Origin of the sequence: Rhodovulum euryhalinum (assembly GCF_004342445.1) — a bacterium.
Lineage (GTDB): Bacteria > Pseudomonadota > Alphaproteobacteria > Rhodobacterales > Rhodobacteraceae > Rhodovulum > Rhodovulum euryhalinum.
Genome location: NZ_SLWW01000009.1, coordinates 158,330 through 172,512, shown reverse-complemented (window position 1 = coordinate 172,512; position 14,183 = coordinate 158,330). Strand labels below are relative to the sequence as shown.

The following is a 14,183-nucleotide window of genomic DNA, read 5'->3' as shown; positions in this document are numbered from 1 at the left end:
AGTCGCGCCATGCGGTATTGCGCCGCGCGATGTCCCGCCGCAGGTTCGGCCCATCAACCAGAGGTGACCGACATGACGAAACATCTGCCCCCCATCGCCTTCGCCCTCGCGCTGCTGGCGCAGCCCCTGCCGGCCCAGGAGGCCGCGTTCGGCCCGCTGATCGACGCGCCCGCGCTGGCCGGGTCGCGCGCGGCGGTTGACCCGCTGATCCTGGACATACGCCCGGGCAAGGTCGAGGGCAGCGAGCAGACATTGTTCGAGGCGGGCCACATCCCCGGCGCGGTGCACGCGCCCTACAACCTGTTCCGCGGTCCCAAGGAGAACCCGGGCGCGCTGATCCCCGAGGACAAGCTGACCGAGGTGCTGCGCTCGGTCGGCGTGACGCTGGACCGGCCCACCGTGATCGTCCACCAAGGCAGCGACCAGACCGATTTCGGCTCGGCCGCGCGGGTCTACTGGACGCTGAAATCCAGCGGGGTCAGTTCGCTTGCCATCCTCAACGGTGGAATGAACGGCTGGGAAGAGGCCAAGCAGCCCGTCGAGACAGGGCCGGTGACGCCCATGCCCAGCGACGTCACCATCACCTTTTCGGACAAGTGGCTGGCCGCCACCCAGTATGTCGAACAGATCGTCGCGGGCAGCGCGCCCGGCGAACTGATCGACGCGCGTCCCGCCGAATTCTGGGAGGGAAACGCCAAGCATGACGCCGCCGCCCGCCCCGGCACCCTGCCCCAGTCGCGCTATTTCACCCATTCGGGATGGTTCGGCGACGCGCCCGCGCGGATCGAACCGGCGATCGTCGAGCGTCTGGCCGCCGCGAACGGGTTCGAGCCGGGCGACCGGCTGGTGTCGTTCTGCAATACCGGCCACTGGGCCGCGACGAACTGGTTCGCGCTCAGCGAACTGGCGGGCATCGAGGGGGTGCGGCTGTACCCCGAGTCCATGGTCGGCTGGTCCAGCTCGGGGAACGAGATGGCCAATGTTCCGGGGCCGATCCGCAATCTGTGGAACCGCGTGACTGGCAAGTATTGAGGCATCCATGACCGACACGACGCTCGAGGCGCAGGTTGCGCCGCGCCTGAGGGGCCGCGCCCTGGCGGTGCTCGCAGCCCTGGCCGCGGCCCTGGCCGTCGCGGCGCTGGCCGGGCCGCGCTATGGCGCGCTGCTGCTGATCGGGCTTGGCTTCGGTATCGCGATGGAGGGGCTGCGTTTCGGCTTTACCGGCCCGTGGCGGCGGCTGATCCTGTTCCGCGACGCCACCGGGATGGTGGCGCAGATGATCTGCATCGGGCTGGTGGCGGTGGCGGCCTTTCCCTTGCTTGCGGCCAACCCGACCGAGCTTATGGGGGCGCATGCGCCGGTGGGCTATGCCATGATCGGCGGCGCCTTCGTGTTCGGGATGTGCATGCAGATCGTGCTGGGCTGCGGGTCTGGCACGCTGGTCAATGCGGGGTCCGGGAACGTCGTCAGCGCGCTTGCCCTGCCCTTCTTCTGCATCGGCAGTTTCGCCGGCGCGTATCACCTGACCTGGTGGACCGGCCTCGGCAGCCTGCCGGTGGCGGTGCTGTCGGGCACCACGGGGCTTGCGCTGACGCTGGTGGCGCTGGCGGCGGTCGCGGGCATCGCACTGGCGGTGGCCGAACCCGGCAAGCGGACACTGCCCGGCCGACTCTGGGTCGCGGCGCTGATCGTCGCGGGGCTTGCGATCGTGCATCTGGTGGTCGCAGGCCAGCCCTGGGGCGTGGTCTATGGCCTGGGGCTTTGGGTGGCAAAGGGCGTCACCGCGCTGGGAGCCGACCTGTCGGGCTCGGCCTTCTGGTCGGCGCCCGGCAATGTCGAGCGGCTGGAACAGAGCCTGCTGACCGATGTCACCTCGCTGACCGATATCGGACTGATCGCGGGGGCGGCGCTGGCGGCATGGTGGCGCGACGGGCTGACCGCCCGGGTCTCGGGCCACCCGGTCCATGCCTGGATCGCGGTGATCGTGGCGGGTTTCCTGCTGGGCTATTCCTCGCGGCTGGCCTTCGGCTGCAACATCGGGGCGCTGTTCAGCGGCATCTCGACGGGGTCGCTGCATGGCTGGGCGTGGTTCGCGGCGGCCTTCACCGGGTCATGGTACGGGATCAAGCTGCGCCCCTGGCTGGGTCTGGAGCCGCACCGATGACCCGCAAGCCCGTCGTGATCGTCCTTCTGGCCGCGCTGGGCGGGGTGCTGGTGCTTGACCTTGCCACCTCGTCGCCGCTCGATCCCTTCACCGCGCCGCCCCTGCTGGCGCTGGGATCCGGGCAGGCGTCGGGGGGCGCGCATTGCGCTTCGCTGCCGGGGAACTGAGCGCCCCTTGCACGACTCGGCCCATGCCCCTACATTCGTGCTGTCCCGCAAGGGACTATGGCGATAAACGCGCCCGTAATAAGCGGATCGGACCCGGGGGCGGTACCCGGCGGCTCCACCAAAATCCCACATTGGCGGGATCATGGGGCCGAAACAGGATCGACGGACGTCTAAAGGGGATGGCTTTCGCCCGGTGAGCTACCACCGTTATCGGTGCAAGCATGATAGTTGCCAATGACAACCGTGCTCCGGTGGCGCTCGCTGCGTAAGCAGTGCGCAAAACCAAATCTAAGCCCTTGCGTCTAGCAACGTAAGGCGGGGTTCGCAGGCACCTGGCAACAGAAGCCTGCACTTCCCTTTTTACGTGTCCTGAATCCATCATTTCGTGGAAGGGGCGATTTTTCTTGCCAAAACGCGCCGCGACCGACACACTGGAATAATAATATTTCCAGGGGGATGGGGCGGATGAAATTTTCTGAAATCGCAGGGTGCAGCGCCGCCACGATCTTGCTTGGTCTCGCCCTCTCACCGGTCGGCGCCCATGCGACCACGCTGAGCAACCTGATCGCGGGGTCCACGCTCATCCAGGGCGATGTGACGTTCGACAACTTTGCCTTCACGGATTTCTTCGACAGCGAGACGCCATTCGCGGGTGACCGCCCGGTTTCCGCCTCGCAGATCGAGATCACGACCGCCGCAACGGCCAGTACCGTCAGCCTGACCGCCACGATCGCGCCGGGCATCAGCATTGCCGGCGCGCCCCCCGGAACCAACCTCGACCACATCTTCGAATTCTTCCTCGACTTCACCGTCTCCGTCGCCGCGCCATCGACCCGCCAGATCATTGGCGCCAGCCTCGGCGGCGGCGACCTTTCCGCCAGCGGCGACGCGGTCAGCGAAGTGGTCTTTGCGCCGGGCGGCTTCTCGATTCCAGGGGACCGGCTGGAAATCTTCGAGGCGCCGGGCTTCGTCCCCTCCTCCGCCAGTTCCGACTCGCAGAGCCTGACGGCGGCCTCATCCTACCTGTTCGAAGGGTCCATCGAAGGAAACACCGGCGTCGGCGGCATGGCCGGTCTCAGCACCTTCACGCTTACCTTCGATCTCGCAGGCAATGCCCCGCCCGGGCCAGCGCCGGTGCCGATCCCGGCGAGCCTGCCCTTGCTGCTGGGGGCACTCGCGGGGCTCGGACTCCTGCATCGCCGCCCGCGCGGCTGAAGCGGCGGGCGCGCCACAGGTTCGACAACCCAAGACAGGGAGACCCCCAATGACCTATCCGACCCGACCGCTTCCGGCGGCGCTGATCTCATGCCTGTGCCTTGCCGCACCGTTGGTTCCCACCTCTGCATCAGCCGGGCCCGAACCGTTCATTGGCGAGATCATGATGGTCGGCTACAGCTTCTGCCCGAGGGCCTGGGCCGAGGCCGATGGCCAGCTTCTGCCAATCGCCCAGAACCAGGCGCTGTTCTCGCTTTACGGCACGACGTTCGGTGGCGATGGGCGGACGACCTTCGCCCTGCCTGATCTGCGCGGCCGGATGCCGGTGCATACGGGGGCCGCGCCCGGGTTGAGCCAGCGCCCGCTGGGACAGAAAGGCGGCTCCGAGACCACCACGCTCACCGTGAACCAGATGCCGCCGCACAGCCACGGCCTGAACGCGACGACCGCAGCCGGCGCAAGCCCGGATCCCACGGGCAACCTTCCGGCAAATGTCGGGCGCGAGACAATCTACGCGGGCGGACCGCCCGACGCGCAGATGTCCGGCAGCGCGATCGGCGCCACCGGTGGCGGGCAGCCGGTCGGCACCATGCCGCCCTTCCAGGTGATCCGTTTCTGCGTCGCGCTGCAGGGGATCTTTCCTTCACGGAACTGACACGGCCGTTCCCGGGGTCCGGGCGTTTCGGCGCCCGGACGCTGGATACGGCACCGGCCCTCGCGCAATCGTCATCACCTGAGCCCTTCCTTAACCCTTTCGTACGACAACAAGACAAGAGCGCAACAGGAGGACGTGTCTTGGACCGTATCGCACGTTTGGAAGACTGGTATCGCCGCGTCTATATCGAGGGCGATTTCGAGGCCGTAGGCACGTTGTTCACCGAAGGGACCCGGGCCGAGGGCCTGATGGACGACATGCAGGTCGGTCCCGAGGATATCGGCGTCTTCGCCATGGCCTTGGTCAACCTGGTGACCACGCCGCGATTCCGTATCGTCAAGGCCGTGGAATCGGGCGACTGGCTTGCCGCGCTGATCGAATGTGAGGCGGAACGGCCGAGCGACGGCAAACCGCTGCGCGCGCTTGGCCAGCTGATGGCACGGTTCGAGGGCGAGCGTATCGCCGAGGCCTACAACACCTTCGATTTCGTCTCGTTCTTCGAACAGATGGGCCTGTTGCCCCAGCATACCGTCGCGATCGGGATGAGCGGGCAGAAGATCTGCTGACGGGCCGCCCGCAGCACCCCGGCGCGCCGCCGGACAATACTGCCGTCTCGCAGCGCCGATCCGTTGCGGGCGGCGCGTCCCGCGTGTCTGGACTGATCCGAGGGATTGCAAAGGCGCCCCGCACGATCCCCTGGCCGCCGCCGGATTTTTCCTCTGGCCCCTTCCCCTGTCTTGCGAATCCCCTATGCTGGGCCCACTCAACCCAAGGGTTCACAGGCGATGACCGACCGGATCGACTATGGCAACCTGATGCATTCCGCCATGCGCGAGCTGATCCGCAAGGTGCTGACAGGCGTAGCCGAGCGGGGCCTGCCGGGCGACCACCATTTCTTCATCACCTTTGACACCACCCATCCCGAGGCCGGGCTGGCCGACTGGCTGCGGGATCGCTATCCGCAAGAGATGACGGTGGTGATCCAGCACTGGTTCGACAATCTCGACGTGGGTGCGGATGCCTTCTCGGTGACACTGAACTTCGGTGACCGGGCCGAGCCGCTTTTTATCCCGTTCGATGCGATCCGCACCTTCGTCGATCCTTCGGTCGAGTTCGGCCTGCGTTTCGAGACCCAGGAAACGGACGAGGACGAAGAAGAGGACGACATCGACGCCACCAGCGACCGGTCCCCCCCACCCGCGGCCGGCCATGGCGAGGCCGAGGTCGTCAGCCTGGACAAGTTCCGCAAATAGGCGCCCGTCCGGCCCATTGCCCCGCGCCCGGCCCCGGCCTATAGGCTGTCGGCAACGACAGACCGGAGGACCGCGATGACCGAGACCCGCACCGAGACCGACAGCTTCGGCCCGCTGGAGGTGCCCGCCGACAAGTATTGGGGCGCCCAGACCCAGCGCAGCCTGATGAACTTTCCCATCGGCTGGGAAAAGCAGCCCACAGCCATCGTGCGCGCGCTTGGCGTCATCAAGCGGGCCTGCGCCGAGGCGAACATGGAACTCGGTACGCTGGACGAAACGCGCGGCCGCGCGATCGTGAAGGCGGCCTCCGAGGTGATCGAGGGCCGGTTCGACGACAATTTCCCGCTGGTCGTCTGGCAGACGGGGTCAGGCACCCAGTCGAACATGAACGCCAACGAGGTGATCGCGAACCGCGCGATCGAGATCCTGGGCGGCACGATCGGATCCAAGGATCCGGTGCATCCGAATGACCACGTGAACATGGGGCAATCCTCGAACGACACTTTCCCCACCGCGATGCATGTCGCCGCCGCGATGACGGCGCGCGACGTGCTGCTGCCGGGGCTTCGCCGGCTGCTGGCCGGGCTCGAACAGAAGTCCGGGGAATTCCGCGACATCATCAAGATCGGCCGGACGCATACCCAGGACGCGACGCCGCTGACGCTCGGCCAGGAATTCTCGGGCTATGCCCAGCAGATCCGCCAGGGGATCGCGCGCATCGAACTTGCGCTGCCCGGCATTTACGAGCTCGCCCAGGGCGGCACCGCGGTCGGCACCGGGCTGAACACGAAAAAGGGCTGGGGCGAAAGGGTGGCGGCCAACATGGCGCGCATCACCGGCCTGCCCTTCGTCACCGCACCCAACAAGTTCGAGGCACTGGCCGCCCATGATGCGATGGTGTTCATGTCGGGCGCGCTCGCGACGGTCGCGGGGTCGTGCTACAAGATCGCCAACGACATCCGGTTTCTGGGCTCGGGCCCCCGCTCGGGGCTGGGCGAGTTGATCCTGCCCGAGAACGAACCGGGAAGCTCGATCATGCCCGGCAAGGTGAACCCGACCCAGGCCGAGGCGCTGACCCAGGTCGCGGCCCATGTCATGGGCAATGACGCGGCGATCAAGTTCGCCGGCTCCCAGGGCCATTTCGAGCTGAACGTCTACAACCCGATGATGGCCTACAACCTGTTGCAGTCGATGCAATTGCTGGGGGATGCCGCCGACAGCTTTACCGAACGGATGCTGCTGGGCATCCAGGCCGACACCGTGCGGATCGAAAAGCTGATGCGGGAAAGCCTGATGCTGGTCACCGCGCTTGCCCCCGAAATCGGCTATGACAACGCCACCAAGGTCGCCAAGGCCGCGCACCGGAATGGCACCACGCTGAAGCACGAGGCGATCGCGCTTGGCTTCGTCGATGAGGCGACCTTTGACCGGGTGGTGCGGCCCGAGCAGATGATCGGCCCGGGCGACTGATGGCGGGGGGCATCGTCAACCTGCGGGCGGCGCGCAAAGCCCGCGAGCGGGCCGAAAAGCGCGCCAAGGGCGACGAGAACGCCGCCAGGTTCGGCCGGACCAAGGAGCAGCGCACGCGCGAAGAGGCGGACGCCGCCCGCGCGCGGGCGCATCTCGACGCCCACCGGCGCGACGAAGAATGAACGGACGGCCCGTCAAGCATTCCCTGACGTTGCGGGGCCACCGGACCAGCGTCTCGCTCGAAGACGTATTCTGGACGGCGTTCCGCGACATCGCCGCCGAGAAGGGCGTCGCGATCAACGCGCTGGCAGCCGAAATCGACGCCGCGCGCGATGTCGAGACCGGGCTTGCCTCGGCGATCCGGGTCTACGTGCTGACCCATTATCGCGGTTAAGGGGGCGCAGACCCGGTTGCGGCAGACCCGGGCGATGACCGATCTGCCATTCTTGCTGCCCGGGGATCATCGCCTGTCGATGGTCAGCCAGATCCCCTGTTTCGAGCGCACGGTCAGATGCGCCACCGGAACCGGCGCGCAGCCCTCGACCGGGGCGAACCGGAACCGCCGCACCAACAGTGCCAGCAAAAGCGCCCCCTCGGCCATCGCGAAACCTGCCCCGGTGCAGACCCGCGGCCCCGCCGAGAACGGGATGTACGCCTCGCGCAGGCCCGCCTGCCCGTTTTCCGTAGCGAAGCGGTCGGGGTTGAAGGCGTCGGGCCGGTCCCAGAGCCGTTCGTGGCGGTGCAGGTGCCAGGGGCTGATGACGATCTGGGATCCCTTCGCCACATCCCGGTCGCGGAAGCGTTCGGCACGCGCCGCCTCGCGCACCATCATCGGCACCGGCGGGTAAAGCCTCAGCGCCTCCCGGAACACGTCGCGGGTGAAGGAGAGCCGCTTGATCTGCGTAAATTCCGGCATCTCGGGCAGCGTCACCGCCTCGGCCGCCACGCGGTCCTGCGCCTCGGGGTGGGTGGCCAGCAGGTAGAGCGCCCAGGCCAGCGCCGAAGCCGATGTCTCGTGCCCCGCGAGAAAGAAGATCGCCACCTGGTCCACCATTTCGGCCGCGTCGAACCCCTGCCCCGTCTCGGGATCGCGCGTCGTCATGATCTTGGTCGCCAGATCGTCGGGCGCGGTGCCCGCCGCGATCCGGGCCGCTCGCGCCCGTGTCAGATCCTCGATCAGCGCGCGGATCGTCCGCGCCGTCGCCCGCGTCCGCGCCCGATGCAGCCGCGGCATCCAGGCCGGCCCCGCAACGAAGGCCGCGAGGTTCAGCAGGGGCTGGCTGCGCTGGTAGTCACGGAAGGCGTGGAACACCGCGCCGGCGGTCTTGTCCTCGATCGGGATCGAGAACAGCGTGCGAAAGATCACGTCGGCCGCGGCGTGGCTGGTGACCGCCTCGATCTCGCGGATACCGGGACGCAGCCGCCGCGCCGCCGCCTCGCCCGCTGCGACCATCGCGGGAAAGGTATCGCGCAAGCGGCCGCCCTCGAAGGCGGGGTCGATGATGCGCCGCTGCCGCGCCCAGGTCGCGCCGTTGGTGACGAAGACCGAGCGCCCCAGAAGCGGCGCAAGCCCCGCCCGCACCCGGTCGGATTTGGGAAAGTCCATCGGCCGCTCCTGCAACACCAGCCGCACGAGGTCGGGCTGATTCACGAGGAAGGAGCGGAAGAAGGGCGTGCGGAACTCGGCCATCTTCGCATGGTAGAGCCGTGCGGGCTGGGCCGAGAGAATGTCGGCCCGGAACCGGCGGAGATAGCCGATCAGCGAGACCTTGTCGGGGCGCGGGACGGGTTTCGGCGGCAGGGTCATGGCACGGTGGCGGTATGGCGGCTGAGGGGGGTCAAGATCCGGCTGGGCGACGGGCTCTGGCCTGCGAAGCGGGCGCCCAGCGTCAGGGGCCCCGCGGTGATCCGGAAATAGTCATAGTCGGCGGGCCGGTCGAAGGCGCAGAGATACTGGAAATGCAGCCGGAAGAACCGCCACCTGAGCGCCCGCAAACGTTCGGGGGTCAGCGTCCGGGTGAACGCGGCCGACAGGATCAGCGGCCAGCGCTGCGGCACGGGGGCGACGCCCGAAACGGCCACCGGATCGCAAAGCGCAAAGGCGCAGCCATCGCCCGGCGCGGTCACGTCCACCCAGGGGATGCGCCCCTGCCCCGCCATCAGCGCCAGGTCGGCGCGCAGGCGCCAGGCCCGCGGCAGGAAGCTGACCATCGGCACCACCTGCCCCAGCGTCAGCAGCGACAGCGCCGGGCCATCCCCGGGCACGCGCCCCGCCCGCAGCAGGTCGGCCAGCACCGAGACGGCAAGATGGGCGCCCGAGGAATGGCCGACCACCAGAACCTCGTCCACGTCCTCGGCCAGCGCTGCGGCGATCCGGTCGGCAAAGAGTGCAAGCCGGGTCTCCAGTTCGGGCGGATAGGCCCCGCCGCGGCTGGCCGCATGGGCGAAATCATGCATCAGGTACCAGGCGAAGACACGGCTGTCCCTTGCCCGGAACCAGGCCAGCACAGGCCAGACCGCCGCCAGCCCCAGCCATCCGGCAAAGGGCAACCCGGTCAGCGCCAGCAGCGCGCCAAGGCCCCGTGCAACCGCCAGCGCGATGGCCAGCTGGGCAAGCAGAAACGCGATGGGATAAAGCGCGGCGATGGTCGGACCCTTTCTCAGGCGGACCAGCCGGAACAGCGCGCCCGAGCCGAGATAGGCCCAGGCGGTGCGGACAAGCTGGCCATAGGTTCCCGGGATCGAGGGCGACATCGAGGCACGCACGATGTCCGACCAGACCAGCACCTCGATCCGCGCCGCGACCTCGGCGCCCTCGATCCGCGCGCGCACCTGCCACGCCTCGGGGCGCGCGCCGGGGGCGATCGCGATCTCGTGGCCCGAGAACCGCGCCTGCGCGGCGGCCTCGCTGCGGTAAAGCTCGCGGTAGCGGCGCGGGGGGAACGGATCGTAGCCGGGGATATAGAGCACCCGCCGCCGCCTTACACTCGATGCGCCGCCCGCCATGCCGCCCCGCCCCCCTTGCCTGCCGCTCTGGAAAGCCCGAGGCGATCAACCAAGCGTTGCCAGTCCCGGGAAGGTTTCCAGCAGCCAGTAGCTGAACGCGCTGAAGGCGCCGGTGACCAGCGCAAGGCCTACCGCGACCAGCAGCGTGCCCATCACCTTTTCGATCAGGCCCATATGGCGCTTGAGCCGGTTCATCACCGTCATTGACCGCTGGATGAACACGGCCGCCAGAACGAAGGGTATCCCCAGCCCCGCCGCATAGACCCCAAGCAGCACCGTGCCGCGGGTGACCGACGCCTCGGACGCCGCCAGCGACAGGATCGCACCAAGCTGCGGCCCGATGCAGGGCGTCCAGCCAAAGGCAAAGGCAAGGCCCAGCAGATAGGCCCCCAACGCCGATCCGCCCCGGTCGCCCGCATCCAGCCGCGCTTCGCGGTCGAGGATCGGGATGCGGAAGAGCCCAAGGAAATGCAAGCCGAAGACGATCACCATCACGCCCGCGATCCGCGCGAACCACACCTGGTTCTGCAGGAAGAACGCACCGAAGGCCGAGGCGGTGAAGCCCAGCAGCAGGAACACCGTCGACAGCCCGAGCACGAAGAACAGTGCCGGCAACAGCGCACGCCGCCGTGCCCCGGTCTCGCCGGTGAGTTCGCCCATGCTGATCCCGCCCATATAGGCCAGGTAGGGCGGCACAATTGGCAGGACGCAGGGGCTGAGAAAGCTCAGAAGCCCCGCGGCCAGCGCCACCAGCATGGCGGGCAGAAGCCCCGCGTCGATCAGCTCGATTCCGAACATCCCGCCTCCTTGTCCGCCTTGGGCTTAGCCCAAGCCGGGCCATTCGTCACGCTGCCCGGCCTCACAAAGCCGTGGACATGGCGACGCAACGGGCCTAGTCCCGCGCGGATGATGGTCTCGGTGGAAATCGACACGCGGGGATTGCGCTGTCCCTTGCCCGTTCTCAGGGCGCGCAAGGCGCTGGACGGGCTTGCCAGCGGGGACGTGCTGCGGCTTTGGGCCGACGATCCGATCGCGGTGATCGACATCCCGCACTTTTGCCAAGAGGCCGGACACGAGGTCATCGCGGTGGAGGAAACAGCGGATGCCCAGATCTATCTGATCCGCCGCGGGTAACCCGGCCCCCGCAGGGGCCGGGCGATCTGATCCACGCTCAGCGGCCGAGCGACCACCAGCCACGCTTGCGCGTTGCAGACTCGCTGGCCTTTTCGGCCCCGGCGTCGCTTTGATCGGCGGGCTCGGGCGTCGGCGCCTCGGCCACCGGTTCTTCGGCCACGGTTTCTGCTGCCGCCGGTTCTTCGGCCACAGGGGCCTGGGCCAGGGCCGGCTCGGGTTCCGCAGCAGGCGCGGGCGCGGCGGCGGGCGCCTCGGTTATGGGCTCGGCGGCCGGTTCGGCGGCGGACGCCTCGGCGGTCACGGGTTCGGGCCCGGCCTCCGTATCGGCCCTGGTCGTCTTGCCTCGGCGCGGCCGGCGCGTACGTGACTTCTTCGGCGCCGCCTCGACAGGCTCGGCTTCGGGCGCTGCCTCGGCCTCGGTCTCGTCGTCGGCATCCTGCGCATCGGCCTCGTCAGCATCCGCATCCGCGACGGACTCGTATCCATCGGCGGACATCGCGTCGCCCATCTCGCCGTTCTGGCCGGGCTTCTTGCGGCGGCGGCGGCGGCGGCGGCTCTTCTTGGGCTTGTCGTCGCCGTCGGCGGCGGGGGACGCCTCTTGCACCTCCGGCGCCTCGATCTCGTCGGGCTCCTCGGCAAGGTCGGGCATGTCCGATGTATCGACCGAGATCACCGGTGCGCTGACCTCGGGCACGGCCCGGGTGGCGGTCTTGAACCGTTCGATCGAGAAGTCGGGCGAGATCAGGAAGGCGTCCGCCTCGATCCGCACCGACAGCCCATAGCGCGCCTCGATCTGCGCCACGTGTTCCCGCTTCTGGTTCATCAGGAAGTTCACGACGCTGATCGGCGCCTTGAGCAGCACCTCCTTGGAGCGGCCGCGCACGCCCTCTTCCTCGATCTGGCGAAGGATCGACAGCGCCAGGTTGTCGTCGGACCGGATCAGGCCCGTGCCGTGACAATGCGGACAGGGCTGGGTCGTCGCCTCGATCATGCCGGGGCGCAGCCGCTGGCGGCTCATCTCCAGGAGGCCAAAGCCCGAGATGCGGCCCACCTGGATGCGGGCGCGGTCGTTCTTGAGCTTTTCCTTCAGGCGCTTCTCGACGGCGGCGTTGTTCTTGCGCTCTTCCATGTCGATGAAGTCGATGACGATCAGCCCGGCAAGGTCGCGGAGGCGAAGCTGGCGGGCAACCTCTTCAGATGCCTCCAGGTTGGTCTTGAGCGCGGTCTCCTCGATCGAGCCTTCCTTGGTCGCCCGGCCCGAGTTCACGTCGATGGCGACCAGCGCCTCGGTGACGCCGATGACGATGTAGCCGCCCGATTTCAGCTGGACGGTCGGGTTGAACATCGAGGACAGGTAGCTCTCCACCTGGAACCGCGCGAACAGCGGCATCGCCTCGGTGTAGTGCTTCACGTTCTTGGCGTGGGACGGCATGATCATCTTCATGAAGTCCTTGGCCACGCGGTAGCCGCGCTCGCCCTCGACCAGAACCTCGTCGATCTCGCGGCTATAAAGGTCGCGGATCGACCGCTTGATCAGATCGCCTTCCTCGTAGATCGGCGCGGGCGCGATGGATTTCAGCGTCAGCTCGCGGATCTGTTCCCACAACCGCTGCAGGTATTCGTAGTCGCGCTTGATCTCGGACTTGGTGCGCTGCGATCCAGCGGTGCGGATGATCAGGCCGGCGCCCTCGGGCACCTCGAGTTCTGCCGCGATCTCCTTGAGTTTCTTGCGATCCACGGCGTTGGTGATCTTGCGCGAGATGCCGCCCCCGCGCGCGGTGTTCGGCATCAGCACGCAGTAGCGCCCCGCCAGCGACAGGTAGGTCGTCAGCGCCGCGCCCTTGTTGCCGCGCTCTTCCTTGACCACCTGGACCAGCATGATCTGCCGGACCTTGATGACCTCCTGGATCTTGTAGCGCCGGAGCCGCGGCTTGGGCCGGCGGATTTCCTCGGCCACGTCCTCCTCGGCGACGGATTCGATATGGTCGTCGCGATCGGCGGCATCGGCCACGATCTCGACGGTCTCGTCCACCTCCGCGGGCGCCTCGGCGTCGGTCTCGTCACGGCCCGGGCGGCGCGCGGGCTTGCGGCGGCGGGTCGATTTGCGCGGCCGGTTGTCGTCGCCCGCGTCGGCATCGCCCGGGGCGGCGACGGGACCGGGTGCCTCGTCCTCCTCGCCCAGGTCGACGACATCCATGCCCGGGATGCTCGCAGGCTCACGGGTCTCTACGGGGTCGTCGCTGCGGGCGGCCGCGGCGATGGTCACGTGGGGCGCGTCGTCCTCGTCATCCGGCTCGGGCGAATCACCCTCCGGTTGCGCGCCTTCATCCTCGCCGCCCTCTGCCGCGTCGGACTGGGCGTCATCGGACAGGGCCGCGTCCTCGCCGGCCTCGGTCCGCGGCTTGCGGCGCGACCGGGTCCGGCGCTTGGACTTGGGCTTTTCACCCGTCTCGTCCTCGTCCATCTCTTCGGCAAGCGCGCGCTCTTCGGCGAGCAGCGCCTCGCGGTCGGCCACCGGGATCTGGTAGTAGTCCGGATGGATTTCCGAGAACGCCAGGAAGCCGTGGCGGTTGCCACCGTAATCCACGAAGGCCGCCTGAAGCGAGGGCTCGACCCGGGTAACTTTCGCTAGATAGATGTTGCCGGCGAGTTGACGTTTGTTGACGCTTTCGAAGTCGAAATCGTCAACCCTGTTTCCGTCCACCACGACCACGCGGGTTTCCTCCGCGTGGGTGGCGTCGATAAGCATTTTCTTTGCCATGTCAATTCTTTGCACCACGGCGGACCGGCTGTCCCCGGAGGGGCCAGGCGGCGCGGTGGGTGTCTTGTTGGGGCGAGGGCGCACGCGAAAGGACGGAGGACGGCGTCTGGCCAGCCCGTTCCGTGCCTGATGTTCGTGGCGCGCTCCATCGCGGTTCGTCTCCGATACCGCATGGGGGCGCGGCATCCGTTGGTGGGACCCGGCGGCCTGTGGGGCCCCGGGGATGCGGTGGGCCCTTGCGGAACCCGATCGGTCTGTTTCGTGCTGGTCCGGGACATGTCGCCGCGGGACGCGCGAAAGACAGCGAAACTCAACATAGGCGGCCGCCCGTCCCTCGGGTCGAACTGCCGTCATGCGA

15 protein-coding genes and 1 other RNA gene are annotated in these 14,183 nt (G+C 68.0%); 12 read left to right on the top strand and 4 right to left on the bottom strand.

The features are described from left to right. Nucleotides 1-72 precede the first annotated feature (72 nt). The 11 genes from EV655_RS12585 (at nt 73) to EV655_RS12540 (ending at nt 7,318) form a co-directional block, all read left to right on the top strand. Nucleotides 73-1,032, top strand: a complete 960-nt coding sequence (locus EV655_RS12585) for a sulfurtransferase (protein WP_132545374.1) — start codon at nt 73-75, stop codon at nt 1,030-1,032. A 7-nt stretch (nt 1,033-1,039) separates the two neighbouring features. Next, a complete protein-coding gene (locus EV655_RS12580; protein ID WP_132545372.1) occupies nt 1,040-2,164 on the top strand; it encodes a YeeE/YedE family protein in 1,125 nt (374 codons plus the stop codon). Beyond that, nucleotides 2,161-2,331, top strand: a complete 171-nt coding sequence (locus EV655_RS18695; protein ID WP_165905341.1) for a hypothetical protein — start codon at nt 2,161-2,163, stop codon at nt 2,329-2,331. The genes EV655_RS12580 and EV655_RS18695 overlap by 4 nt, the downstream gene beginning before the upstream one ends. A 3-nt stretch (nt 2,332-2,334) precedes the next feature. Then, nucleotides 2,335-2,684, top strand: a transfer-messenger RNA (tmRNA) gene (gene ssrA, locus EV655_RS12575). A 103-nt stretch (nt 2,685-2,787) separates the two neighbouring features. Further along, complete coding sequence (locus tag EV655_RS12570) at nt 2,788-3,546, top strand: hypothetical protein (protein WP_132545370.1); 759 nt, start codon at nt 2,788-2,790, stop codon at nt 3,544-3,546. A 49-nt stretch (nt 3,547-3,595) separates the two neighbouring features. Next, nucleotides 3,596-4,201 (top strand): phage tail protein, encoded by a 606-nt coding sequence (locus EV655_RS12565; RefSeq protein ID WP_132545368.1) that lies wholly within the window; start codon nt 3,596-3,598, stop codon nt 4,199-4,201. Between the two features lie 140 nt (nt 4,202-4,341). After that, nucleotides 4,342-4,767, top strand: coding sequence for a nuclear transport factor 2 family protein (locus EV655_RS12560; protein WP_165905340.1), 426 nt, complete (start codon nt 4,342-4,344; stop codon nt 4,765-4,767). A 219-nt stretch (nt 4,768-4,986) separates the two neighbouring features. Next, nucleotides 4,987-5,454, top strand: a complete 468-nt coding sequence (locus EV655_RS12555) for an SspB family protein (RefSeq protein ID WP_132545364.1) — start codon at nt 4,987-4,989, stop codon at nt 5,452-5,454. 75 nt (nt 5,455-5,529) lie between these two features. Next, the gene (gene fumC / locus EV655_RS12550; protein WP_132545362.1) at nt 5,530-6,924 is read left to right on the top strand and encodes a class II fumarate hydratase; all 1,395 of its coding nucleotides are present in this window, start codon (nt 5,530-5,532) and stop codon (nt 6,922-6,924) included. Next, nucleotides 6,924-7,106, top strand: coding sequence for a DUF4169 family protein (locus EV655_RS12545; RefSeq protein WP_132545360.1), 183 nt, complete (start codon nt 6,924-6,926; stop codon nt 7,104-7,106). Before fumC ends, EV655_RS12545 begins: the two co-directional genes overlap by 1 nt. Continuing rightward, the gene (locus tag EV655_RS12540) at nt 7,103-7,318 is read left to right on the top strand and encodes a ribbon-helix-helix domain-containing protein (protein WP_132545358.1); all 216 of its coding nucleotides are present in this window, start codon (nt 7,103-7,105) and stop codon (nt 7,316-7,318) included. Before EV655_RS12545 ends, EV655_RS12540 begins: the two co-directional genes overlap by 4 nt. Nucleotides 7,319-7,384: 66 nt before the next feature. Here the strand turns inward: EV655_RS12540 and EV655_RS12535 are convergent, their stop codons facing one another. The 3 genes from EV655_RS12535 to EV655_RS12525 are packed head-to-tail and all read right to left on the bottom strand — an operon-like array spanning nt 7,385 to nt 10,728. Then, nucleotides 7,385-8,731, bottom strand: coding sequence for a cytochrome P450 (locus EV655_RS12535; protein WP_132545357.1), 1,347 nt, complete (start codon nt 8,729-8,731; stop codon nt 7,385-7,387). Beyond that, the gene (locus EV655_RS12530; protein WP_132545355.1) at nt 8,728-9,930 is read right to left on the bottom strand and encodes a hypothetical protein; all 1,203 of its coding nucleotides are present in this window, start codon (nt 9,928-9,930) and stop codon (nt 8,728-8,730) included. The genes EV655_RS12535 and EV655_RS12530 overlap by 4 nt, the downstream gene beginning before the upstream one ends. A gap of 45 nt (nt 9,931-9,975) precedes the next feature. Next, a complete protein-coding gene (locus EV655_RS12525; RefSeq protein WP_132545353.1) occupies nt 9,976-10,728 on the bottom strand; it encodes a cytochrome c biogenesis CcdA family protein in 753 nt (250 codons plus the stop codon). A gap of 108 nt (nt 10,729-10,836) precedes the next feature. Here EV655_RS12525 and EV655_RS12520 point away from each other — a divergent pair, with 108 nt between their 5' ends. Then, nucleotides 10,837-11,064 (top strand): sulfurtransferase TusA family protein, encoded by a 228-nt coding sequence (locus EV655_RS12520; protein ID WP_132545351.1) that lies wholly within the window; start codon nt 10,837-10,839, stop codon nt 11,062-11,064. A gap of 37 nt (nt 11,065-11,101) precedes the next feature. Here EV655_RS12520 and EV655_RS12515 read toward each other — a convergent pair whose 3' ends face one another. Beyond that, nucleotides 11,102-13,825 carry a ribonuclease E/G gene (locus tag EV655_RS12515; RefSeq protein WP_132545349.1) on the bottom strand — a complete coding sequence of 908 codons (2,724 nt, stop codon included), beginning with the start codon at nt 13,823-13,825 and terminating at the stop codon, nt 11,102-11,104. Nucleotides 13,826-14,183: the final 358 nt, after the last annotated feature.

What these genes read in the sequence shown, in the direction of transcription:
- EV655_RS12585 (WP_132545374.1), top strand. Translation starts at nt 73, where the DNA reads ATGACGAAACATCTGCCCCCCATCGCCTTCGCCCTCGCGCTGCTGGCG.
- EV655_RS12580 (WP_132545372.1), top strand. Translation starts at nt 1,040, where the DNA reads ATGACCGACACGACGCTCGAGGCGCAGGTTGCGCCGCGCCTGAGGGGC.
- EV655_RS18695 (WP_165905341.1), top strand. Translation starts at nt 2,161, where the DNA reads ATGACCCGCAAGCCCGTCGTGATCGTCCTTCTGGCCGCGCTGGGCGGG.
- EV655_RS12570 (WP_132545370.1), top strand. Translation starts at nt 2,788, where the DNA reads ATGGGGCGGATGAAATTTTCTGAAATCGCAGGGTGCAGCGCCGCCACG.
- EV655_RS12565 (WP_132545368.1), top strand. Translation starts at nt 3,596, where the DNA reads ATGACCTATCCGACCCGACCGCTTCCGGCGGCGCTGATCTCATGCCTG.
- EV655_RS12555 (WP_132545364.1), top strand. Translation starts at nt 4,987, where the DNA reads ATGACCGACCGGATCGACTATGGCAACCTGATGCATTCCGCCATGCGC.
- fumC (WP_132545362.1), top strand. Translation starts at nt 5,530, where the DNA reads ATGACCGAGACCCGCACCGAGACCGACAGCTTCGGCCCGCTGGAGGTG.
- EV655_RS12545 (WP_132545360.1), top strand. Translation starts at nt 6,924, where the DNA reads ATGGCGGGGGGCATCGTCAACCTGCGGGCGGCGCGCAAAGCCCGCGAG.
- EV655_RS12540 (WP_132545358.1), top strand. Translation starts at nt 7,103, where the DNA reads ATGAACGGACGGCCCGTCAAGCATTCCCTGACGTTGCGGGGCCACCGG.
- EV655_RS12535 (WP_132545357.1), bottom strand. Translation starts at nt 8,731, where the DNA reads ATGACCCTGCCGCCGAAACCCGTCCCGCGCCCCGACAAGGTCTCGCTG.
- EV655_RS12530 (WP_132545355.1), bottom strand. Translation starts at nt 9,930, where the DNA reads ATGGCGGGCGGCGCATCGAGTGTAAGGCGGCGGCGGGTGCTCTATATC.
- EV655_RS12525 (WP_132545353.1), bottom strand. Translation starts at nt 10,728, where the DNA reads ATGTTCGGAATCGAGCTGATCGACGCGGGGCTTCTGCCCGCCATGCTG.
- EV655_RS12520 (WP_132545351.1), top strand. Translation starts at nt 10,837, where the DNA reads ATGATGGTCTCGGTGGAAATCGACACGCGGGGATTGCGCTGTCCCTTG.
- EV655_RS12515 (WP_132545349.1), bottom strand. Translation starts at nt 13,825, where the DNA reads ATGGCAAAGAAAATGCTTATCGACGCCACCCACGCGGAGGAAACCCGC.